Source organism: Microbacterium californiense (assembly GCF_047246625.1).
Classification (GTDB): Bacteria; Actinomycetota; Actinomycetes; order Actinomycetales; family Microbacteriaceae; genus Microbacterium.
Map to the genome: position 1 here is coordinate 1,106,177 of NZ_JBFOKQ010000001.1, position 20,133 is coordinate 1,126,309.

The window sequence follows — 20,133 nt, forward strand, 5'->3', positions numbered from 1 at the left end:
AAGAGCCGCACCGAATTCGCAGAACGCCGTTGCCTTTCAGCCGCCTCGCAGGTTATGATCGCCGGTTACCTTCCGAGCGCTGCGGCGTCGCGGCGTTCAGGCGAGCATCTGCAGGGAGAGCAGTCCCAGCACAAGCGCCTCGCCCATGCCGACGCCGTAGACCATCGGTGTGCCCTTGTCGCGGAGCGCGAGGAAGATCACGAAGAGCGAGAGCAGCCCGCCTATCCACCAGGTGAAGACCAGATAGCGCAGGACGACGAGCCCGACTATGCCGTACACCGGGATGAAGAGTGCGAGGACGGCCAATCCCATCACTGCGAGCGGCGTGAAGACAACGAGCCGCGCGAACAGGAGCACCCCTCCTCCGGATCGGACCTCCGGCTGTGACTCGCTCATGACCACCCCCAGGGGTGCTCAGTCATGTACCAGATCAGCACCACGCCGAGTGCGACGATGCTGAACGCCCCGATGCGGCCGAGGACGACGTCCCATCGCGATCCCCATTTGGTCTTGCTGTCGACCGCGGCGCCGACGGCGCAGGCCACGGCGAACGGTCCGAGGTACTGGAGGAACTGCCAGATCGGGATCAAATTGCCGTAGACCGCGAACACGGTGATCATCGGGAAGCCCAACCACATCAGCGCCGCCACACCGATGGACAGCCACGCCGCGGTCCGTGCGTGAGACCGTTGCTCCTTCGTCGCCCTCAGGGCTTCCGAACGCTGTCTCATGTCACGGCTCCGGAGTCGGGGTCGGGCTGGGCGTCAAAGACGGCGTCTGCTCGGCGAGACCGAACTTCGGTTCGGCCGTCGGATGCTCCAGTGGTCGCTCCTCGCGATCCTCCAACCCGTCCGGATACATCAGCTCGTACAGCTCGTCCCCATCTCCTGGCTCACAGGTGCCCTGCACCTTGAGACGAACCCAGTCCATGACCTTGCCCGGCGAGATCGTGATCAGGAGATCGTCGATGTGGGCGGACGGCTTCTCCGCCTCCACGGAGAGCTGCGAGATCTCTTCGGAGTAGGACCAGCGGCGGATACGTGACCAGCCGTTCTCCGCCAACCAGGCCATCAAATCCTCTGCCGCCGCCGCGGCTGATCCCTGCGGAAGCCGCCAGCCGTCCACCGACGGCGTCGAACGGGTGAAGTAGAAGCTGAAGCCGCTCGCCCCGCAGGTGTCAGCGATGTCCCCGTACCGCTCGGTCTCCCACTCGGGGCACAGGCGGTGTTCGTCATGAGTACTCCTGTCACGAGGATGGCGCCGAGAACGGATGTGATCCGACGCCGCCTGAAATGCCTCCCGTGCTTCACTGCCTCGCCTCGACCCGCTCGGCGAAGTCCGCGATCGCCTGGAGGAACGACTCGCCGCGAGGATCGAGGTAGTCCACACTGTCCTTCGGCATCTGCAGGAACGGCTCCAGGATTCCCGCGGTGCCCAAGCCGTACATGTCGAACCATCCGGGCGAGCGGTGGATCCGATACCAGAAGTCGTCCGATGCCCCCGCGTTGTGCCCGCCGGTCTCGAGACCGACGACCGGCTTCCCGCTCTCGGTGATGTAGTCCTCGACCACACCGCCGTTCGAGCTGAACACGTCGACGCCGTCGCTGTCGCTCGGGTTGAACTCGTGCGTGGACACGAGCCCCGGGCGCCCCCAGACCGCGATCCAGTCCCAGAATGCTCCGATCGATGAGACGGTCAGGTCGCCGTCCTCGATCGCGTTCTCCATCGCCGCATTCGCCTCCGGGGTCAGACCCGCCGAACCGAAGAGCGTCAGGTGGTCGAAGACGCCCGGAGACTGCTCCGCTGCCATCGCGATGGCGGTCGTGCCCAGCGAATGCGCCCATCCCTTCCGCGGAGCCTCCATCGCCCCGGCGGGCGTTCCGTGCGGCGTGATCGTGAGAGCGCCTTCGAACATCTTCCGCTCGGTGTTGACCGCGTCCATGGTGTCCCACACGTGCTGCCCCCACGCCTGAGCATCGGCGCCGAGCTGGGCCATGCCGGTGGATGACGGGACGTCGCGGAGGGTGTGGGCGACGAAGGCGCTCACCCGTTCACCACCGCTGCGGAGAACAGCTCGGGATGTCCGCCGCGCCACTCCTCCGCCATCGACTCGTCTCCGGCGACGATCACCAGAACGCCGTCGACGATGGCCCCGGCCGCGGACGTCAAGACGTCGATCACCTTTCCGGGCACCTGCGAGCGGATGTCGATGAGGTCGTCCCATGCCTCGGCGATCACCGCGCGTCCGCTCGCCATGAGATCGCTGCGCCGATCGGCCAGAGCGCGCGGTCGTCACGGCGCCAGCCAAGGGCTCTTCGACCCGATCCACCGCCCGCAGCACCGCTGACACCTGTTCTGTCGCCACCGTCCACCCGTCTGTCATCATCCTCGACCTCGGATCCGGGGGCGACTCTACAGAGGCCGTCGTCCCTTGAGGACGGGTTGCGGATATATGTGGGTAACTCAGTGCCCCGGGGTCGGTCGTGCTCCTCGTCGTTCCCGAGTCCCCTGGCGTTGATGAGGAGGTCGTCAAACGCGGGCGGATGGTGCTCCTCAGCGTCCTTGCCGAGCGTCATGGCTCCGGGCTGGGGCTGGGCGTGGGCATCGGCGATGTTCCGAATCTCGGCTCGGCTGCCGGATGCTCCACGAGCGGGGCATCGTATTCCGGGCCCGAGTCGGGCGCGATCAAGTCGTCGAGATCCCATGAGCTGCCGGCCTCGCACGTACTCGTCATGCGCAAACTCATCAGGTCGTTGCGAGCGCCCGTACTGATCATCACGAGGAGGCTGTCGATGTGGGCGCTGGGCTTCGACGCCTCGATCGACTGAGAGGTCACCCCTCCCGCATACGTGCGCACGATGACATCAGACCATCCGTGCTCGACCAGCCAGTCGGCGACCGCTCGAATCTTGTCCTCCGTCTTCGCCTGCGGCATCCGCCAGTCGGCGTCCAACGGCACTGCCCGATACGCGTAGAACCGGAATCCGTTCGCCCCGCACGCATCCGGAATGTCACCGTACGGCTGGGAATCCCACTCGCCGTCGAAGACATGGAGTTGAAGCGCAGCGACCTCCTGCCTCATCGTGACACTTACATCCCGCGCACGTTCATAAAGCTCGCGCCCCGTAGGAGCACATCCAGACGTCGAGATCATCGAACCCACAACCATAGAAGTCAAGAGAAAGCGAAACGAACGGCTGCCCGCGCGGACTGGGCGAGTCATTGGCGCTCCTCTGCTCGCTCAGCGAAGTCAGCGATCGCCTGAAGAAAGGACTGCGAGCGCGGATCCATATACCCGACACTCTCCGACGGCAGGAGCCAGAGTGGAAGTGCGGGGCCCACGACAGGGAGATGCGTATAGCGCCATCCCTCAGAGCGGAAGATCCGGTACAGCATGTCCTCGGATGCTCCGGCATTGTGCCCTTCCGTGGGTAGTCCTCTCACCACACCGCCGTCCTCAGCGATGTAGTCCGGGACAACGCCGCCGTTGGATTGGAAGACGTTGACGCCCTCGATCCAGAGGGGATCGTCCGCATGTTGCGACAGCCCGGGGATGCGCCCCAGCAATGCGACGAAGTCCTCCTTAGAGGTCGTGACCGAAACACTCGTCGTGCCGTCGCTCATCTGTCCTTCCAACGCTTCGACGGCTTCCGTCGTCAGCCCCGCGGATCCGAAGAGCGTCAGGTGGTCGAACAACCCGGGCGAGTAGCTCTGGGCGGTCGCAACCGAGCTCGTGCCCAGCGAGTGCGCCCATCCTTCCTGCCAGGCGTCGGGATTCACTGTCCGCAGCCCCTCGACGAGGGCCACTTCACGACTCGCACCGGAGGAAGGAAGACCTGCGCCCTGCACCGTCAACGGGTCGCCGGATTCCCACTCCATGAAGAGGATGACGGCGGTGGACGGATAGATCTCCCGTTCGCTCAGCTGTCCGTCCGAGAGCTCCTTGACGTTGTTCATGATCGATGCCCACTCCGGCATGGACCCGATGTCCGTCGCGATCCCGTGCGTGACGGTGACGATCTGGTCGGCGGTGTCGGGGTCGCCGACGAAGAGCGAGCACCGAACGTCGCCGGCTCTATCGAGGAAGAGGGACAATATCTCGGCGCCTCTGCTGAGCTCTCTCTTGATCAGCTCCAGCTTGCTCCGTTGATCGTCTGTCAGGTCATCACGGCTCAACAGATTCTCGAGTTCCCGGCGACCGAACTCGGCCCTATCCGCCGCCGCGATTCCGTTCAGGTTGCCGATCGCGGCGGGGGCAACGTCCGCCAGCGTCGCGAGCGGCCCCGTAGCCCAGTCGCCGGAAGAATCTCGAGTCGACTTCGACTGCAAACGTTCGAACAGTTCCTTCGCCTGCGGTGGCGGGATGAATCCGACCAGCGAGAAGAACTCCAGGTGCGCAGCGAACCACTCCTGAACCGCCGCCTCGTCGGCTGTCGTGAACCAGTCGATCCTCGCCTCGGTGGCCGTCACGGATCGCTGCTCGAAGTACTCGGCGCAGGAGACATCGTCGGGTGACGAGCCCGGGCCGACGTATGCGCCAGGCGGCGTCAGTCCCCAGGTACTCTGCACCGAATGGACGAACGTCCCGTCCACGCGCTTCACCTCGTCGCCCCCGGTCAAGGCCGCGAGCTGTGTGGCGACGGCCGCTTCGGCCTCTGAGATATCGCGATTGAATTGCTCCACGTCGAGCGACAGGATCTCCGCCTCCTGATCGAGAAGGGCGAGGTTCACCTTGGCATTGGCATACGCACGGGTGTCCGGGTGATTTCGCGCCGTGATGAACGGGTCGTTCTCAGGGTCGGCGACGAATTCGGCGAGTTCCTGCTCGAGCGTGAGCGTGTACGATGCGTGACGACCGTTCAGATTCTCGATTCGACTGAGAAGATTCTCCCGCGTGGTCTTCATCGGTTCGAACGTGTTGACTGCGGCGTCGGCGAGGACTTTGCTCGCGCTCGCCAGAACCTCCGCGAAGTCCTCGGCGGAACGAAGCGGGGTACCCATCGCATCCCCGACACCGTTCTCGGGAATGAACCGGAAGGCGTCCGCGAGCAACAGCCACTGCGTGTTCACGTTCTCCATCGCGGCAAGGAGATTCGCTCCGACCTGCGCTGCTCGTGCACCGAGATCTGTCATTGCGGTGGTCGAGGGCAAGGCGCGCAGCGTGTGCGTGACGAACGGCATGAGTCACCACACCCCGGGCGTCAGACCGAACAGGTCGGTCCGCTGTGCCTGCCAGTCCAACGCCATCCGGTCATCGCCCGTCGCGATGATCATCGCCCCGTCGACGACACCTTGCGCCGACGCCGCGATGAGCGCGATCAGCTTTCCGGGCACCAGGTCGCGTTGAGACATGAAGGAGTGCCACGCATCGGCCATCTCCCTCCGTCCGCTCATCACGAGTGACGCTTCGGCTTCGGTCAACGACTTCGAATCCCTCACCGCCTGCTCGAAGGCATCACCCTCGAGATCGATGGCGGTCAAAACGGCTGCCACGTTCTCCGGAGTGACCGCCCATCCGTAATCTGACACCCGCTACCTCCGTTGCTCGACGAAGACAGACTAGGGCACTAAGGCCTCAGATGGGGACAGATAATCACCTCTTGGGCAAGTTTTGATCGATAGTCGTCGATCAGGTCGTCCGCACCACCGGCTGCCGCAGGATCGTCCGCAGCTTCGCGGGATCCACGCGCCGGAAGTCGCTCAGGTAGATCTCGTGATGCCGACCGGTCGGCGCGAGACCGTTCTCGGGCACGAAGCGATGGTGCAGGTCGTCGAGCACCGGCCCCTCGTCGTCGAACGGCCCGACGTGCAGGGTCTGCACGCACAATCCCTCGTCGAGCGTCTCGAACCGCACCGACGGCAAATGCGGAGAGGCGTCCTTCTTCGCCGCAGCAGCGCTCTTCGCCTCGTCGAACATCGTCGGGGTGACGTGCTCGGGAACCATGATCATGAGCGTCCACAGCCAACTCGAGGTGTCGCGACGTGTCGTGAAGGCCTCCATGTCAGGCGCGTGCCAGAGCCCTTCGAGCGGCATCACCACCGTGTCGATGCCGAGCTCGCGCTTGCTGGCGAACTTCAGGCCATAGGCGAGCGGGAACAGCGCCGTCATGGCATCCGAGAACTCCTGGGAGGTGTTCGGGTCTCCGGATCCGTCGATGATGAGGTACTGCGTCGGCGGCACCTCGACCAGCCGGAACTCCCCGCGCTTCGCCTGATACGCGTCGAGCGTCTTCTTGAGATCGATCGCCATGCTCGCCTCCCGCTGTCAGTGTGCCAGCCACCCCCGACCTCGCGCGAGAGCCTCCGGTCAGGCCGCCTCGATCGGCAGCCAGAGCTCGCACCGCGCGTGCGTGCCGGTGAAGTCCAGGTAGCGAACGATCGACGGCCCTGGTCGCAGACGCCAGGGGTTCGACGGGAACCACTCCGTCGCCGTGGTCGCCCAGAGGTCCTGGAGGGTGTCAGGGAAGGGTCCCTCCGCGGCGAAGACCGCCCAGTCGCCTTCCTCGACGGTCAGCACGTCGAGGTCCGCCGGCACCTCGGTCGACTCCGCGAGCGCGACGCCGTGCAGGTACGTGAGGAGCGATCCCTCGGGGGCGTCCGGTTCGATGTCGGCGGTGACGGCGAGGATGCCGGTGGGCTCGGCATCCGACAGCGCCTTGAGTCGCGCGTGCTCCTGGGGAGCGATGCCGGCGATGTGCTGCTGGATGTGCGGGTTCACTCCCTGATGGATGAGCGGCACCTGCACGGCGTAGCCGGCGAGGAGGAGGCGAGGGCGATGGGTGATGGTGACGTGCATGGGAGTGCTCCCTTCGACGCTCAGGCGGAACCGGAGCGTGGGTTGTGTACGGAGAGGACCACCGTCTCGGCGCGCGTCTGCGGGGCTGATGCCGTGAACGGAGCGGAAGGCCCGACCGAGCGCCTCGGCCGACCCGTACCCGTGCCGTACCGCGACGTCCAGCAGGCTCGACGCACCGCTCGCGAGCTCGGCGCCGGCGAGGGTCATCCTCCGCCGACGCACGTACTCCGACACCGGCATGCCCGCGAGCGCCGCGAACATGCGGCGCAGGTGGTATTCCGTGGTCCCCTGATCCCGCGCGAGAGACGAGACGTCGATCTCGTCTCCCACCCGTCGCTCGATCAGGTCGACCAGGGCGTTGAGCGCACCGATCATGTGATCCTCCTTCGACTCCATCGTCGCTTCGAGGCGAGGGCCCGCACCCGATCTTCCGCGTCCGATCGGATCGCCTCCGGATGCCGGAGACGCGGAAGGCCCCGGCGAGTGATGCTCACCGGGGCCTGTGTGCGGAGACGAGGGGATTTGAACCCCTGGTCCCCGTGAGGGGACTCCACCTTAGCAGGGTGGTGCACTAGGCCGGACTATGCGACGTCTCCAGGCATCCGACCCGAAAGCACGGATGCACGTAGCAATCATAACGGGTCTGGACGCGACTCTCGAACCGACGCCGCCGCCGGAGCTATCGGACGTTGCCGTTCGAGCAGGTCTGCTGCGCCGCCGAGTTGCCCTTGATCGAGTTCGGGAGCGCCACCACGGTGTTGGGCGTCTCCTCCGGAGCGGGGGTCGCCTCCGCGCCCTCGGTCGGAGCGGTCTCCTCGGCGGCCGGTGCGGCCGGAGCCGTCGGTTCCTGCACCACGACGCCGTCGTTGCTCGTGTTCTCGTGCGTGATCTGCAGCTGCGCGTTCTCGGCGATCGCGGCCCAGAGCTGATCCGCGGCGTTGTAGTTCGGCACGACCTTGTTCGGGTTCGCCGGGTCGCTGTTCGTCGGGTACTGCACGAACACGATGTCCTCGAACGGAACGGACTTGACCGCCAGGGCGATCTGCACGATCTTCATCGGGTCCGCCAGCGAGGTGCTCGCCTCGACGTTGCTCAGCCCGGTGTTCGCGAGCTTGAGCATGAGCGGGACGTTTCCGAGGGTCTCGCCGCTGATGAGCTTGCGCACCAGGCTCGACATGTACTGCTGCTGGTTGCCGATGCGGCCCAGGTCGCTACCGTCGCCGACGCCGTGGCGGGTGCGGAGGAACTGCAGAGCCTGCAGCCCCTGCACCGTGTGCGTGCCGGCGGCCATGTCGAGACCGGTGTACCGGTCGCGGATCGGGTTCGCGAGGCACACGTCCACGCCGCCGATGGCGTTGGTGATCTCGATCACGCCGCCGAAGGTGACGGATGCCGCGAACTGCACCTCCTGCTCGGTGAGGTTCGAGATGGTCTTCGCGACGCAGTTCAGCCCGCCGTCGCCGTACGCGACGTTCAGCGGCTGCTTGCTCATCGCCGAATGTACCTTGCCGTTCTCGTCGGTGCACTCGGGGATCGGGATCATGAGGTCGCGGGGGAAGCTGACGACCGTGATGCGGCGCGGCTCCTCGGAGACGTGCACCAGCAGGTTCACGTCGTTGAGGGTACCCTCGGAATCGCCGCCGCTGCAGCGGTCGCCGAACAGGGAGGCGTACTCCTCCTCGCACGTGTCGACGCCGGTCAGCACGAGGTTGAAGCCGCCCTTGTACTCGCCGATGTCGGGGGGCAGGTCCTCCGCGGTCTGCCCCTCGAGTTCCACGGCATCAGCCGAGACCATGCTGGAGAGGTCGTACACCACGTACGCCGCGACGCTGACGCCGCTCACCATCACCACCGCGAGACCGATGGCGAGGAACTTCAGGAGCTGACTGAGCGGCCCGGGCGTGCGCAACTGGCCGTGCCGCGCGATGGTGGCGCGACGGCGGGTGTTCTCGGTCACTCGGGGCCTTTCGGTTCTGCCGGCGATGTAGGTGGGGGACACCAGTCAGGAAGCGGAGGGTGTGGGATTCGAACCCACGAGACATCTCTGCCCACTGGTTTTCAAGACCAGCTCCATCGGCCGCTCGGACAACCCTCCCGACAGAAGGTTCTGCCGACAAGGCGTGAGTCTAGCCGAGTTCTATTCTCCCGCGCTGACCTGGGCAGGTGCTGGAAGCGTGTTCAACGCGCGCGCCAGTCCGCCGTCGACCACGTCGTCCGTCAGCTCGCTCCCGGCGTCCTGCACCTCGGCCGGCGCCTGCCCCATCGCGACCGCGCGTCCGCCCAGGGTGCGGGCCCAGCCGAACATGCCGATGTCGTTGCGTCCGTCGCCGGCGACGAGGATGCGCTCCCCGTCGAGACCCAGCTCGCATCGGACGCGCTCCAGCGCGGTGCCCTTGTCGACGCCCTGCGGGGCGATGTCGAGCCAGGCGGTCCAGCCGATCGCGTACGACACCTCGTTGAGTCCGGCATCCGACACCAGCCGGTGGAAGTCCTCCTCGTCGTGGTCCGGCGAGACGACGACCACGCGAGACACGGGCTCGACGCCGAGCTCCTCGAACGTCACGCGTCGGCCGCCGTCGAGCGTCCAGTCGTCGAGCTGCTCGGTGAACAGGCGCTGACCCGACGCCAGCTCGACCATGTACCGGGCGTCGGGCAGACGCTCCTGCAGCAGGGAGAGCACGGGCCGCGGGTCGAAGGTCTCGACGTTCCACCGCTCCCAGTCCTCCCCGACGCGACGCATCGTGACGGCGCCGTTCGAGCAGACGACGTACTCGGCGTCGAGGCCGAGCTCCTCCACCCAGCGCCGCGTCGCCATCCAGCTGCGTCCCGTGGCGATGGTCACCGTGTGACCGGCATCGCGCAGCCGCGCCACCGCCTCGGGCACGCCGGGGCTCAGCGATTCGTCCTGCAGCAGGATGGTGCCGTCGACGTCGAGCGCGACGAACCAGGTGCCCGTCACGCCTGCGCCTTGGTGTTCTCGGGCGTGAGCTGCGCGAGTCCGCCCAGGTACGGCCGCAGCACCTCGGGAACCCGCACCGAGCCGTCGGCCTGCTGATGCGTCTCGAGCAGCGCGACGATCCAGCGCGTGGTGGCCAGCGTGCCGTTGAGCGTCGCGACGTGCTGCGTCTTCGACGCCGCCCCGCCCTCGGAGTCGGATGCCGGGCGATGGCGCACGTCGAGACGACGAGCCTGGAACGTGGTGCAGTTCGACGTCGAGGTGAGCTCGCGGAACGCGCTCTGCGTCGGCACCCAGGCCTCGATGTCGTACTTGCGGGCCGCGCTCGAACCCAGGTCGCCGGCGGCGACGTCGATGACGCGGTAGGCGAGCCCGAGCGAGGTCAGCATCTCCTCCTGCAGGGCGACGAGGCGCAGGTGCTCGGCCTCGGCATCCTCCGGCGTCGTGTAGACGAACATCTCGAGCTTGTTGAACTGGTGCACGCGGATGATGCCCCGGGTGTCCTTGCCGTACGAGCCGGCCTCGCGGCGGTAGCACGTGGACCATCCGGCGTAGCGGAGCGCTCCGTCGGAGAGGTCGACGATCTCGTCCTTGTGGTAGCCGGCGAGCGCGACCTCGCTCGTGCCGACGAGGTAGAGGTCGTCGTCCTTGTCGAGGTGGTATACCTCATCGGCGTGCTCGCCGAGGAAACCGGTGCCCTGCATGATGTCGGGGCGCACGAGCGTCGGCGTGATCAGCGGCACGAAGCCGTTCTGGAGCGCCTTGTCGAGTGCGAGGTTCATGAGCGCGATCTCGAGCCGGGCGCCGACCCCGCGGAGGAAGTAGAACCGGGCGCCCGACACCTTCGCGCCGCGCTCCATGTCGATGGCCCCGAGCATCTCGCCGAGCTCGAGGTGGTCGCGCGGCTCGAAGTCGAACGCGGGCAGGTCGCCGACGCGTCGGAGCTCGACGAAGTCCGCCTCGCCCCCGGCGGGGACGCCGTCGATGACGACGTTCTCGATCTTCGCCAGCGCGGCGGCGGCGGCATCCGCGGCCTCGTTCGACGCCTGCTGCGCCTGCTTGACCCGCTCGGAGAGGTCCTTCGCCTGCGCGACGAGCGCGGCCTTCTCGTCCTTGGGCGCCTGCGCGACCCGCTTGCCGAAGGCGTTCTGCTCGGCGCGGAGCTCCTCGAACGCGGCCAGCGCCGCGCGACGCGAGCGATCCGCCTCGAGCGCGATGTCGACCGTGATCTGGTCGTTGCCGCGGGCCGCCTGGGAGCGGCGGACGATCTCGGGGTGGTCGCGGAGAAGAGCGAGGTCGATCATTCCACGATTCTACGGGGCGCGTGTCGCCGCTCGACCGGAGGGGCGCCGGCCACGATCGCGCCGTTAGAGTATCGCCATGACGATGCCCCCCTCCGCGTCCCGCCGGGCGGCGCTCGTCTACAACCCGATCAAGGTCGACGAGGTGCGTCTGCGCTCGACGGTGCAGGAGATGTGCGCCGCCGAAGGCTGGCAGGAACCGGCGTTCTACACGACGACGATCGAGGATGCCGGGCAGGCGGCCACCGCGCAGGCCCTGGCACGCGGGGCCGACGTGGTGCTCGTGGCCGGCGGGGACGGCACCGTCCGAGCCGTCTCCGAGGCGATCGCCCACACCGGTGTGCCGCTCGCGATCGTCCCCAGCGGCACCGGGAATCTCCTCGCGCGGAACCTGCTGCTGCCGCTGGCCTCCCCCGAGGAGATGATCCGTGCCGCCCTGACGGGCATCCGTCGACCGATCGACATCGGCTGGGCCCGGATCACGCGAGCCGACGGCGCCGCCGCGGAGCACGCGTTCGTGGTGCTGGCGGGCATCGGCCTCGACGCCGACATGATCGCGAACACCCGCCCGAACCTGAAGCGCTCCGTCGGGTGGATCGCCTACGTCGACGGGGCGGCGCGCTCCCTCGCCAACGCCTCCCCCTTCCGCTCGGTGTACCAGGTGGACGACGGACGCCTGCACTCGACGAAGGTCCACAGCATCCTCTTCGCCAACTGCGGCACCCTTCCGGCGGGCATCGCGCTGATCCCCGACGCGTCCATCGCCGACGGCACCCTCGACATCGCGGTCATCACGCCCTCGGGCGCCTTCGGCTGGTTCAACGTCTGGCGGCGGATCTGGTGGGAGAACTCGGTGCTCCGGAGGTTCCCGGCCGGTCGACGCGTCTTGGAACGGCGCGGCAAAGACGCCTCGGTGCACTACTACCAGGGCAGCGCTGCCGAGGCGGCCGCGTCGCTGCCGACCCCCGTGGAGCTCGACGGCGACGAGTTCGGCGAGGCCGTGCGCATCACGTGCCGCGTCGACCCGGGGGCCCTGCTGCTCGCCCTCCCCGAGGGGCACGCCGACCACGTCCTGTGACGCGGACGGGCGCCGGGATCAGTTCTGGGCGGGAACCGTGACGGTGCCGTCGAGTCCGCCGCCGACGAGGGTGAGGACGAACTCCTCGTCGTCGGAGACCTCGCCGTCGAAGTCGATCACGGTCGCGCGCGGGGCCATGTCGAGCGTGCAGACCTTCTCGTCGTCGGTCTCGAAGGTGACGGTGCCGGCACTGCCCTCGCCCTCGATGGACTCGATGACCGGCGGGCATCCCGACGACCCCCAGGTGAGGAGCACCAGGCCGCGGTCGTCGTACCATCCGGCCGAGGGCAGGTACTCGGTCTGCTGACCCGGAACCCCGGCGAACGACCCGCCGGTGAGGTCGATGTCGTCGATGAAGTCGCCGTACACGACCTGCAGCGTGATGTCTTGCGAGGGGTCGACCCCCTCCGGCAGGGCGCCGACGGTCGCGCGGGGAGCCATGTCGGCGGTGCAGGCCTGGTCCCCTTCGACGTCGACGAGCGTCACGTCGACCGTCTGCCCGTCGGCCGTCACGGTGTCGACCTGCGGCACGCACGTCGACGAGCCGAAGGTGACGATCGCGAACATCCGTCCGTCGTCGAGGAGCGCACCCTCCATGTCGCCGTCGAGATCCGCAGACCCGTCTCCCGGCCCGCTCGAGGGATTCGAGGTCGCCTGCGGCGAGGTGGGACCGGGGCCGACCGTGCATCCGGTGAACAGGAGCGCGGCGGCGAGGACGGAGAGCGCGGTCACGAGAGGCCTGGGGGATGTCATGGGCTCAGGCTACTCGCGGCGATTCCGGCGTGTAAGCGGGATTGACAGCCCGGTGCTCTACTGCAACGCCGAGGTGAGCCGCGCGAGGTTGTCGAGGACCGTGGAGCGCAGCGGCTGCTGCATCCACTCCTCGAGGGTGAGCTCGCGGCTCAACGATCGGTAGGTGTCTTCGACCTCACGCATCTCGGCGACGAACTCCTGGCCGCGCACCAGCATCGACACCTCGAGGTTGAGGCCGAACGAGCGCATGTCCATGTTGCTCGACCCGATCACGGCCACCTCGTCGTCGACCGTGAGGCTCTTGGTGTGCAGGATGTAGGGCTTGCGGTACATCCAGATGCGCACGCCCGCGCGCAGCAGCGCCTCGTAGTAGCTCCGCTGCGCGTGGTAGACCATGGCCTGGTCGCCCTCCTCCGACACGAAGAGCTCGACCTGCACGCCGCGGTCGACCGCCGCCGTCACCGCCAGGAGGAGCGCCTCGTCGGGCACGAAGTAGGGGCTGACGATCATGATCTGTCGCTTGGCCGCATAGAGCAGGCCCAGGAAGAGACGGAGGTTGTTCTCGACCTCGAATCCGGGGCCCGACGGCACGACCTGGCAGTCCAAGTCGCCCGTGCCGATGTCGGCGTGCGCGATGTCGATCTCCTCGAGCACCTGGTCGGTCTCGCTGTACCAGTCGCTGAGGAAGATGGCGTTGACGCTGAGCACGACCGGTCCGTCGAGACGCACCATCAGGTCGACCCAGTGCAGGCCCCGCTTGATGTTCTTCCTCAGGTTGTAGGTCGAGTCGGTCACGTTCTGCGAGCCGAGGAAGGCCACGGAACCGTCGACCACAACGAGCTTGCGGTGATTGCGGAGGTCCGGCCGCTGCATGTGCCCCTGGAGCGGCTTGACCGGCAGCATGAGGTGCCAGTCGGCGCCCATCGCGTTCAGCCGGCGGATCGTCTGGCGGTAGCGCGGCTTCCACCGGTTCGCCCAGTGGTCCAGCAGGACGCGCACCGACACCCCGCGGGCCGCGACGTCTTCCAGAGCGCGGAAGAAGTTGTCGGTCGAGTCGTCGGACTGCAGGATGTAGAACTCGATGTGCACGTAGTCCTTCGCCTGCCGGATGGCATCGGCCATGGCGTCGAGCGACTGCTGGTAGTCCGAGATCAGGTGGGCGCCGTTGTCACCCGACAGCGGGAGTGCGCCGAGGCGCTGGTTCATCTCGACGAGGGGACCGAACCAGTCCGGCGCGTGCGGGCGCAGTGTGCCGAAGTGCAGATGCTCGCTCGTGGAGGCGATGTACTCGTTGATCTGCTCCTGCTTGCGCCGGCGGGCGCGCGGGAGGCGGGGGTTCCCGATCAGGAGGAAGAGGAAGACGCCGAAGAAGGGGATGAAGAAGATCGCCAGCAGCCAGGCCATCGCCGCGGTGGGACGTCGGTTGCGCGGAATGACGATGACCGCGGTGATGCGGATGGTGATGTCGAGGATCACGAGGAAGGCCGTGATCCACCACACCCAGGCGCCCTCGGTCATGCTGCTCTCTTCCTGGCTCGCCGCGCACACGGCGGCAGGGCCGCGCGTCACCGTGCCCGGTGGGTTTGGCTACACAGTAGCCGATGGGTGAGACAGCGCTCAGGAGCGCGGGGGCATGCCCCGGGCGGCGCGCTCCTCGGCCTCGATCTGGGCATGCACCTTGCGCTCGGTGCGGTCGAACCGGAGGATGCCGCGCAGCACCATGAAGAACACGACGCTCACCCCGATGGTCGGCAGGATCGACCATGCCGCTGCGAGCCAGAAGTTCTCCATCCCTCCATCGTACGCGACGCGACCCCGGCGGAGCCCGACTGCTCCTCCCCCGACAGCGAACGTGCGCCGATCCGTCCGCAACGCCCGATCGACCCCCCCGCGCGGGTCCGGATCCGGTCACACTCGCCGGATGAACACCGTGCTCCGTGCCTCCGATTCCGCCCAGTTCCTCAGCATCGTCCCTCTGCTCGCCGGCTTCACGCCGCGCGACAGCATCGTGCTCCTTCCCTTCCGCGGCTCGCGGACCCACGGAGCCATGCGCCTCGACCTGCCCGGCGACGGCGTTCCCCTCGACCAGTACGCCGATGCCGCGGTCGGACTCGTGTCGCGGGTCGGCGAGACGGATGCCGTGGCCGCGGTCGTGTACACCGACGAGCCTGCCCAGGCGACGCGCGACGGCCTCGTCCTTCCGTTCACGGTGGCGGTGGAGGAGCTCCTCGGCTGCGCGGAGGAGGCGGGGCTGCGCATCGTCGACGCGCTCTGCGTCCTGCCGGACGGCTGGGCCCGGTACCTCGACGAGGAGCCGGCGCTGCATCCCCTCGCGGAGGTGCCCGCCGCGCCGCCGGTGCCGGGCATCGGCGACGTCGCGGGAGATCAGCACGCCGGCGCCGTCCTGCCGCGCGCCGACCTCGCGGAGAAGGAGCGCGTGGCGCGGATCCTCCGCGACCTGGAGGCGCTGCCCGACTGCGACGTCCGCGACGGCTCCGTCACCGACCGCACACCGCAGGTCGCCGCGGCGATGGTGCTGCTGGACGACATCCCCGGCTTCCTGGAGATGGTGCTCGACTGCCCCGGCGACATGCCCTCCTTCGCGACCGCCGCGCTGCTGTGGTGCCTCGAACGACCGGTGTTCCGCGATGTCGCCCTGCTGCAATGGGCGTCCGACCACGCGGCCGGCGCGCGGGCGCTGACGGCGCAGCTCGCCTACGCCCACCAGGGGCGACCCATCCCGGAAGAGCTGGGCAGCATCTTCCTCGGGCGGGGGCCGGTGCCCGATGCGGATCGTCTGAGCATCGCGCTCCATGTCGTCCGCCATGCCGCCGCCTGCGCGCCGCGCCGTGCGCGGACGGCACCGCTCACCGCAGCGGCCTGGCTGTCCTGGGCGCTGGGGAAGTCCTCCCACGCCGGGCACTACCTCGACGCCGCCCGCCGGATCGACCCCGACTACGGTCTGGCCGCGCTGCTGCGCACCATGGTCGACTCGGCGATGCTCCCCGAGTGGGCGTTCCGCCGCGGGGAGAGCGCTACTTGACCAGCGGGAAGAGGATGGTCTCACGGATGCCGAGTCCGGTGATCGCCATGAGAAGACGATCGATCCCCATGCCCATCCCGCCGGACGGCGGCATGCCGTGCTCGAGGGCGCGGAGGAACTCCTCGTCGATGGGCATGGCCTCGACGTCGCCGCGCGCGGCCAGCTTGGCCTGCTCGACGAAGCGCTCGCGCTGGATCACGGGGTCGACCAGCTCGGAGTACCCCGTGGCGAGTTCGAAGCCGCGGATGTACAGGTCCCACTTCTCCACCACGCCGGCGATCGAACGGTGCTCGCGGACGAGGGGCGAGGTGTCGACGGGGAAGTCCATCACGAAGGTCGGGCGCACGAGACCGCCCTTCACGAAGTGCTCCCACAGCTCTTCGACGAGCTTGCCGTGAGTCGCCTGCGGCGGAACGTCGACGCCCTCCGCCTCCGCGAAGGCGATGAGGTCCTCCACCGAGTCCTGCGGCGTGACGGTGCGACCCGACGTCTGCGACAGCGACTCGTACATCGAGATGCGGTCCCACTCGCCGCCGAGGTCGTACTCGGTGCCGTCGGCCCACGTCACCGTGGTCGAGCCGGCGACGGCGATCGCCGCGTTCTGCACGAGCTCCTGCGTCAGGCGCGCCATCTGGTCGTAGTCGCCGTACGCCTGGTACGCCTCGAGCATCGCGAACTCGGGACTGTGCGTGGAGTCGGCGCCCTCGTTGCGGAAGTTGCGGTTGATCTCGAACACGCGCTCAATGCCCCCGACGACCGCCCGCTTCAGGTAGAGCTCCGGCGCGATGCGCAGGTACAGCTCGGTGTCGAAGGCGTTGGAGTGGGTGATGAAGGGACGAGCGGATGCCCCTCCGTGCTGCACCTGCAGCATGGGGGTCTCGACCTCGAGGTAGTCGTGGCTCGAGAAGGTCGCGCGCAGGCTCGCGTTCACGGCGGCACGTGCGCGCACCGTGGTGCGGGCCTGCTCGCGGACGATGAGGTCGAGGTAGCGGCTGCGGACCCGCCCCTCCTCGCTGAGCTCCGCGTACGCGTTCGGGAGCGGCAGGATGGCCTTCGCCGCGATCGCCCACTCGTCGGCCATGATCGAGAGCTCGCCGCGACGGCTCGAGATGACCTCGCCGTGCACGAAGACGTGGTCGCCCAGGTCGACGTACTCCTTCCACTCCGCGAGGGACTCCTCGCCGACGTTCGCGAGCGAGATCATCGCCTGGATGCGCGAGCCGTCTCCGGCCTGCAGAGTGGCGAAGCAGAGCTTGCCGGTGTTGCGGCTGAACACCACACGGCCTGCGACGCCGACGACGACGCCGGTCTCGGCACCCGCCTCGAGCTCGCCGTACTCGGCACGCAGCGCCGGGATCGTGTGGGTGACGGGGACGCCGACCGGGAACGCGCCGCCACCGGCATCCGTCCGCTTCGCGATCAGACGCTCGCGCTTCGCGAGACGCACGGCCTTCTGCTCGTGGATCTCGTCGTCGCCGACACCGGAAGCGGGGTCGGTCGGGTTCGGCTCGGGCGCGGCGGACGCGTCAGTCATTCGGGGCTCCTTGGGAAAGTCCTTCCAGTTTACCGAGGCCGCGCACCGCTCCGAGGCGGCGGCTGGGTAGCCTCGGAGCATGGCTGCTCCACGGATTCTCCGCGCCCTCGCCACCCTCGCCGCCGCGGTCGGCCTCCTCCTGACGACTCCGGCCGTCGCGAGCGCCGACTCGTCCGAGCCCCTCTCCCGCGCTGCGGCGTCCGCCGTGCCGGCATCCGTCCTGCCGGTATCCGTCCTCGCGGACGTCGACGACTTCTCGTATGCGTCGTGGAATGCGCGGTTCGAGGTCGGGCTCGACGACGACGGCCGGGCGACCCTCCACGTCACCGAGGAACTGGTGGCGCGGTTCCCCGACGCCGACCAGAACCGCGGCATCGTGCGGGGACTCGCGACCTCCTACGAGAACGCCGGCCTCGACACGCGGGTGCTCTCGGTCACCGACGGGGCGGGCGCCGACGTCCCGTACGAGACCGAGACGGACGACGGGGTGCTGTACGTCCTCACGGGGGACGACGACTTCGTCCGGGGCCTGCAGACCTACGTGATCGAGTACGAGATGCGCGACGTCATCCTGGCCGCCGACACCGGGGTCGACGAGTTCTACTGGGACCTCCTGCCCCTCGACAGCACGCAGCCCATCGAACGGTTCGAGGCCGAGATCGTCTTCGACGAGACGCTGTCCGCCGCGCTGACGGGGGCGAGCAGCTGTTACGCCGGGGCGTCCGGATCGACCGAGAGGTGCACTCTCGAGGGACCGACGGCGGTCGATCAGGGCGCGTCGTTCCACGTGCGTGCGGAAGAGCTTCCCGCTGGCCACGGCGTCACCGTCGCGATCGGCGTGGAACCCGGCACCGCCGTGCAGCCCTCGGCGCGGCAGCCGAACGCCGCCACCGACGTCGCGCCGATGTTCGCCGGCGCCGGCGCGGCCGGACTGTCGATCGGGAGCTGGTTCCTGGTCGCCGCGCATCGCCGCCGTCGCCGCACGGCCACGGGCATCGTGGTGGCGCAGTACGACGTCCCGGCGACGATGCCGCCTCTGCTCGCCGCCGCGCTCCTCCCGGGGGCGAAGACGCCGGTGCCGGCCGAGATCGTGCACCTGGGAGTGCACGGCGCGCTGCGCATCGAGGAGGGCGGCGAGAAGGAGCAGCCCCGCCTCCGCCGCCTCGACGGCGGGCGCCTCCCCGACCCGCTCGACGTGGAGGCGCGGGATGCGCTCTTCCTCGACAGCGGGGCCGACGGCATCGCCGACATCCCGACCGCGAGCGAGGCCTTCGCCGCGCGCATGGGCGGGCTCGTCAAGCGCGGCGCGGAGGAAGCCGCCGAACGCGGCCTCACCCTCCGCGAGCGCACCCGGGGAGCGGTGATCCTGCAGTGGATCGCCATCGGCGTCGTCGTGATCGGTCTCGCGCTCGCCATCTGGGGCGTCGCGAGCGGCCGGGTCGGCGCGATCCCCGCTCTGGTGATCGTCGCGTTCGCGGCGTTCCTCACCCTCGCCTCGAGCCTGTACGCCTTCGCCCGGCACACGGTCCTCACGCCTGAGGGAGCGGTGCAGTACGAGTACCTGCAGGGCGTGCGCGAGTTCATCCGCGTGGCCGAGGCCGACCGCCTGCGCATGCTGCAGTCGTACACCGGTGCCGAGCGTCGTCAGGACGGCAGCGCGAACGTGGTCGTCGTCTACGAGCACCTCCTCCCCTTCGCGATGCTCTTCGGCATGGAGGACGAGTGGGGGCGCGTGCTCGAGGACGCCTATGCCGTCGAGCAGCGGGGGCCGTCCTGGATCGGCGACCCGGGATCGCCGTACCTGCGCTCATCGCTCGCGGCCTTCGCGGCGACCTCGCACTCCGCCTCGACGTACACGGCGCCGTCCACGGGCAGCTCGTCGAGCTTCGGCGGATCGAGCGGCGGCGGATTCTCGGGCGGCGGAGGCGGCGGCGGCTTCTCCGGCGGGCGGTGAGCGGCGCGACGCCGCGGCGGCCTCAGAGCAGCGGAGGTGGATCGGATGCTTCGCGCAGGGCGCGCTCGACCGTCGATTGCACGAGCGCCGAGAGGTATCCGCCCGGGTTCTCTATCCCGATCTCGCGGAGGCGGCCCGTCGCCTGACCGATGATCGACCGCGAGAACTCCGTCGCGGTCTGGATCGCATCCGCATAGGCCGCGCGGTCGGCCTCGGCGACGACCACCGGCTCGCACCCGATCTCGACCGCGAGCGCCTGGGCGATCGGCAGCACCGCGGCCGGCGCGGTCACCGCTGCGAATCCGGCCTGCAGCTGACGCAGATCGATCGACGTGCCGGTGAACGTGATGGCGGGATGCACCGCGAGCGGGATGGCTCCGCGTTCGGCCGCCGGACGCAGCACCTCGATCCCGAAGGCCGGGTCGGTGTGCAGCACGAGCTGCCCGATCTGCCAGCCGCCGACCTCGGCGATGCCGGCGACCAGCGACGCGAGCTGGTCGTGCGGCACGGCGAGCACCACGAGCTCCGCGCGCCGCACCACCTCCAGGGCGTCGAGGACGGGAACGTCGGGCAGCACGGCCGATGCGCGTTCGTCGTCGGATCCGCCGGTGATCCCCACCACCGCGTGCCCGGCGCCGCCCAGCGCGGCTCCGATCACGGGCCCCACGCGGCCGGCGCCGATGATCCCGACCCCGAGCCGGCCATCGCGCACCACGCC

The 20,133-nt window shown here is 68.6% G+C and carries 21 protein-coding genes and 2 tRNA genes; 3 read left to right on the plus strand and 20 right to left on the minus strand.

The features are described from left to right. Nucleotides 1–96: 96 nt before the first annotated feature. The 15 genes from AB3M82_RS05310 to serS all read right to left on the minus strand — a co-directional run bounded on the left by AB3M82_RS05310 (nucleotide 97) and on the right by serS (nucleotide 11,056). On the minus strand, nucleotides 97–396 hold the full coding sequence (locus AB3M82_RS05310) for a hypothetical protein (protein WP_412956059.1): 300 nt from the start codon (nucleotides 394–396) through the stop codon (nucleotides 97–99). Further along, nucleotides 393–731 (minus strand): hypothetical protein, encoded by a 339-nt coding sequence (locus AB3M82_RS05315; protein ID WP_412956061.1) that lies wholly within the window; start codon nucleotides 729–731, stop codon nucleotides 393–395. Before AB3M82_RS05315 ends, AB3M82_RS05310 begins: the two co-directional genes overlap by 4 nt. A 1-nt stretch (nucleotide 732) precedes the next feature. Beyond that, on the minus strand, nucleotides 733–1,125 hold the full coding sequence (locus AB3M82_RS05320) for a hypothetical protein (RefSeq protein WP_412956063.1): 393 nt from the start codon (nucleotides 1,123–1,125) through the stop codon (nucleotides 733–735). Nucleotides 1,126–1,306: 181 nt separating this feature from the next. Beyond that, nucleotides 1,307–2,047: a hypothetical protein gene (locus AB3M82_RS05325; protein WP_412956065.1), complete on the minus strand. Its 741-nt coding sequence runs from the start codon at nucleotides 2,045–2,047 to the stop codon at nucleotides 1,307–1,309. Then, nucleotides 2,044–2,256, minus strand: a complete 213-nt coding sequence (locus AB3M82_RS05330) for a hypothetical protein (protein WP_412956067.1) — start codon at nucleotides 2,254–2,256, stop codon at nucleotides 2,044–2,046. The genes AB3M82_RS05325 and AB3M82_RS05330 overlap by 4 nt, the downstream gene beginning before the upstream one ends. A 316-nt stretch (nucleotides 2,257–2,572) precedes the next feature. Beyond that, nucleotides 2,573–3,082: a hypothetical protein gene (locus AB3M82_RS05335; protein ID WP_412956069.1), complete on the minus strand. Its 510-nt coding sequence runs from the start codon at nucleotides 3,080–3,082 to the stop codon at nucleotides 2,573–2,575. Nucleotides 3,083–3,219: 137 nt separating this feature from the next. Then, entirely contained in the window at nucleotides 3,220–5,181 is a 1,962-nt protein-coding gene (locus AB3M82_RS05340) for an alpha/beta hydrolase (protein ID WP_412956071.1), read from the minus strand. Nucleotides 5,182–5,184: 3 nt separating this feature from the next. After that, on the minus strand, nucleotides 5,185–5,529 hold the full coding sequence (locus tag AB3M82_RS05345; protein WP_412956073.1) for a DUF6507 family protein: 345 nt from the start codon (nucleotides 5,527–5,529) through the stop codon (nucleotides 5,185–5,187). Nucleotides 5,530–5,629: 100 nt separating this feature from the next. Then, the gene (locus tag AB3M82_RS05350) at nucleotides 5,630–6,250 is read right to left on the minus strand and encodes a GyrI-like domain-containing protein (RefSeq protein ID WP_412956075.1); all 621 of its coding nucleotides are present in this window, start codon (nucleotides 6,248–6,250) and stop codon (nucleotides 5,630–5,632) included. Nucleotides 6,251–6,307: 57 nt separating this feature from the next. Next, nucleotides 6,308–7,171: an AraC family transcriptional regulator gene (locus tag AB3M82_RS05355; RefSeq protein ID WP_412956077.1), complete on the minus strand. Its 864-nt coding sequence runs from the start codon at nucleotides 7,169–7,171 to the stop codon at nucleotides 6,308–6,310. 132 nt (nucleotides 7,172–7,303) lie between these two features. Beyond that, nucleotides 7,304–7,392, minus strand: a tRNA-Ser gene (locus AB3M82_RS05360). An 83-nt stretch (nucleotides 7,393–7,475) separates the two neighbouring features. Further along, entirely contained in the window at nucleotides 7,476–8,753 is a 1,278-nt protein-coding gene (locus AB3M82_RS05365; RefSeq protein ID WP_412956079.1) for an LCP family protein, read from the minus strand. Nucleotides 8,754–8,806: 53 nt separating this feature from the next. Continuing rightward, a tRNA-Ser gene (locus AB3M82_RS05370) sits at nucleotides 8,807–8,891 on the minus strand. A 42-nt stretch (nucleotides 8,892–8,933) separates the two neighbouring features. Beyond that, the gene (locus tag AB3M82_RS05375; protein ID WP_412956081.1) at nucleotides 8,934–9,755 is read right to left on the minus strand and encodes an HAD family hydrolase; all 822 of its coding nucleotides are present in this window, start codon (nucleotides 9,753–9,755) and stop codon (nucleotides 8,934–8,936) included. Continuing rightward, entirely contained in the window at nucleotides 9,752–11,056 is a 1,305-nt protein-coding gene (gene serS, locus AB3M82_RS05380) for a serine--tRNA ligase (protein ID WP_412956083.1), read from the minus strand. The genes AB3M82_RS05375 and serS overlap by 4 nt, the downstream gene beginning before the upstream one ends. A gap of 76 nt (nucleotides 11,057–11,132) precedes the next feature. Between serS and AB3M82_RS05385 the strand changes: the two genes are divergently transcribed. Then, complete coding sequence (locus AB3M82_RS05385) at nucleotides 11,133–12,131, plus strand: diacylglycerol/lipid kinase family protein (protein WP_412956085.1); 999 nt, start codon at nucleotides 11,133–11,135, stop codon at nucleotides 12,129–12,131. 18 nt (nucleotides 12,132–12,149) lie between these two features. Here the strand turns inward: AB3M82_RS05385 and AB3M82_RS05390 are convergent, their stop codons facing one another. From AB3M82_RS05390 to AB3M82_RS05400, 3 genes are all read right to left on the minus strand, one after another. Then, a complete protein-coding gene (locus AB3M82_RS05390) occupies nucleotides 12,150–12,884 on the minus strand; it encodes a hypothetical protein (RefSeq protein ID WP_412956088.1) in 735 nt (244 codons plus the stop codon). 57 nt (nucleotides 12,885–12,941) lie between these two features. Then, entirely contained in the window at nucleotides 12,942–14,402 is a 1,461-nt protein-coding gene (cls, locus tag AB3M82_RS05395) for a cardiolipin synthase (protein WP_412956090.1), read from the minus strand. A gap of 99 nt (nucleotides 14,403–14,501) precedes the next feature. Further along, nucleotides 14,502–14,675: a hypothetical protein gene (locus AB3M82_RS05400; RefSeq protein WP_412956092.1), complete on the minus strand. Its 174-nt coding sequence runs from the start codon at nucleotides 14,673–14,675 to the stop codon at nucleotides 14,502–14,504. Between the two features lie 130 nt (nucleotides 14,676–14,805). On the opposite strand from AB3M82_RS05400, the gene AB3M82_RS05405 reads away from it, so the two are divergent. After that, a complete protein-coding gene (locus AB3M82_RS05405) occupies nucleotides 14,806–15,927 on the plus strand; it encodes a DUF4192 family protein (protein ID WP_412956094.1) in 1,122 nt (373 codons plus the stop codon). Here the strand turns inward: AB3M82_RS05405 and lysS are convergent. Further along, entirely contained in the window at nucleotides 15,920–17,461 is a 1,542-nt protein-coding gene (lysS, locus tag AB3M82_RS05410; protein ID WP_412956095.1) for a lysine--tRNA ligase, read from the minus strand. The two genes, AB3M82_RS05405 and lysS, sit on opposite strands and share 8 nt — an antisense overlap. Nucleotides 17,462–17,540: 79 nt before the next feature. On the opposite strand from lysS, the gene AB3M82_RS05415 reads away from it, so the two are divergent. Beyond that, entirely contained in the window at nucleotides 17,541–19,415 is a 1,875-nt protein-coding gene (locus AB3M82_RS05415; RefSeq protein ID WP_412956096.1) for a DUF2207 family protein, read from the plus strand. 22 nt (nucleotides 19,416–19,437) lie between these two features. Here the strand turns inward: AB3M82_RS05415 and AB3M82_RS05420 are convergent, their stop codons facing one another. Further along, nucleotides 19,438–20,130 carry a DUF2520 domain-containing protein gene (locus AB3M82_RS05420; RefSeq protein WP_412956098.1) on the minus strand — a complete coding sequence of 231 codons (693 nt, stop codon included), beginning with the start codon at nucleotides 20,128–20,130 and terminating at the stop codon, nucleotides 19,438–19,440. Between the last annotated feature and the right edge of the window lie 3 nt (nucleotides 20,131–20,133).

What these genes read in the sequence shown, in the direction of transcription:
- AB3M82_RS05340 (WP_412956071.1), bottom strand. Translation starts at nt 5,181, where the DNA reads ATGCCGTTCGTCACGCACACGCTGCGCGCCTTGCCCTCGACCACCGCA.
- serS (WP_412956083.1), bottom strand. Translation starts at nt 11,056, where the DNA reads ATGATCGACCTCGCTCTTCTCCGCGACCACCCCGAGATCGTCCGCCGC.
- AB3M82_RS05350 (WP_412956075.1), bottom strand. Translation starts at nt 6,250, where the DNA reads ATGGCGATCGATCTCAAGAAGACGCTCGACGCGTATCAGGCGAAGCGC.
- lysS (WP_412956095.1), bottom strand. Translation starts at nt 17,461, where the DNA reads ATGACTGACGCGTCCGCCGCGCCCGAGCCGAACCCGACCGACCCCGCT.
- AB3M82_RS05405 (WP_412956094.1), top strand. Translation starts at nt 14,806, where the DNA reads ATGAACACCGTGCTCCGTGCCTCCGATTCCGCCCAGTTCCTCAGCATC.
- AB3M82_RS05335 (WP_412956069.1), bottom strand. Translation starts at nt 3,082, where the DNA reads ATGAGGCAGGAGGTCGCTGCGCTTCAACTCCATGTCTTCGACGGCGAG.
- cls (WP_412956090.1), bottom strand. Translation starts at nt 14,402, where the DNA reads ATGACCGAGGGCGCCTGGGTGTGGTGGATCACGGCCTTCCTCGTGATC.
- AB3M82_RS05385 (WP_412956085.1), top strand. Translation starts at nt 11,133, where the DNA reads ATGACGATGCCCCCCTCCGCGTCCCGCCGGGCGGCGCTCGTCTACAAC.
- AB3M82_RS05400 (WP_412956092.1), bottom strand. Translation starts at nt 14,675, where the DNA reads ATGGAGAACTTCTGGCTCGCAGCGGCATGGTCGATCCTGCCGACCATC.
- AB3M82_RS05355 (WP_412956077.1), bottom strand. Translation starts at nt 7,171, where the DNA reads ATGATCGGTGCGCTCAACGCCCTGGTCGACCTGATCGAGCGACGGGTG.
- AB3M82_RS05310 (WP_412956059.1), bottom strand. Translation starts at nt 396, where the DNA reads ATGAGCGAGTCACAGCCGGAGGTCCGATCCGGAGGAGGGGTGCTCCTG.
- AB3M82_RS05330 (WP_412956067.1), bottom strand. Translation starts at nt 2,256, where the DNA reads ATGGCGAGCGGACGCGCGGTGATCGCCGAGGCATGGGACGACCTCATC.
- AB3M82_RS05415 (WP_412956096.1), top strand. Translation starts at nt 17,541, where the DNA reads ATGGCTGCTCCACGGATTCTCCGCGCCCTCGCCACCCTCGCCGCCGCG.
- AB3M82_RS05390 (WP_412956088.1), bottom strand. Translation starts at nt 12,884, where the DNA reads ATGACATCCCCCAGGCCTCTCGTGACCGCGCTCTCCGTCCTCGCCGCC.
- AB3M82_RS05315 (WP_412956061.1), bottom strand. Translation starts at nt 731, where the DNA reads ATGAGACAGCGTTCGGAAGCCCTGAGGGCGACGAAGGAGCAACGGTCT.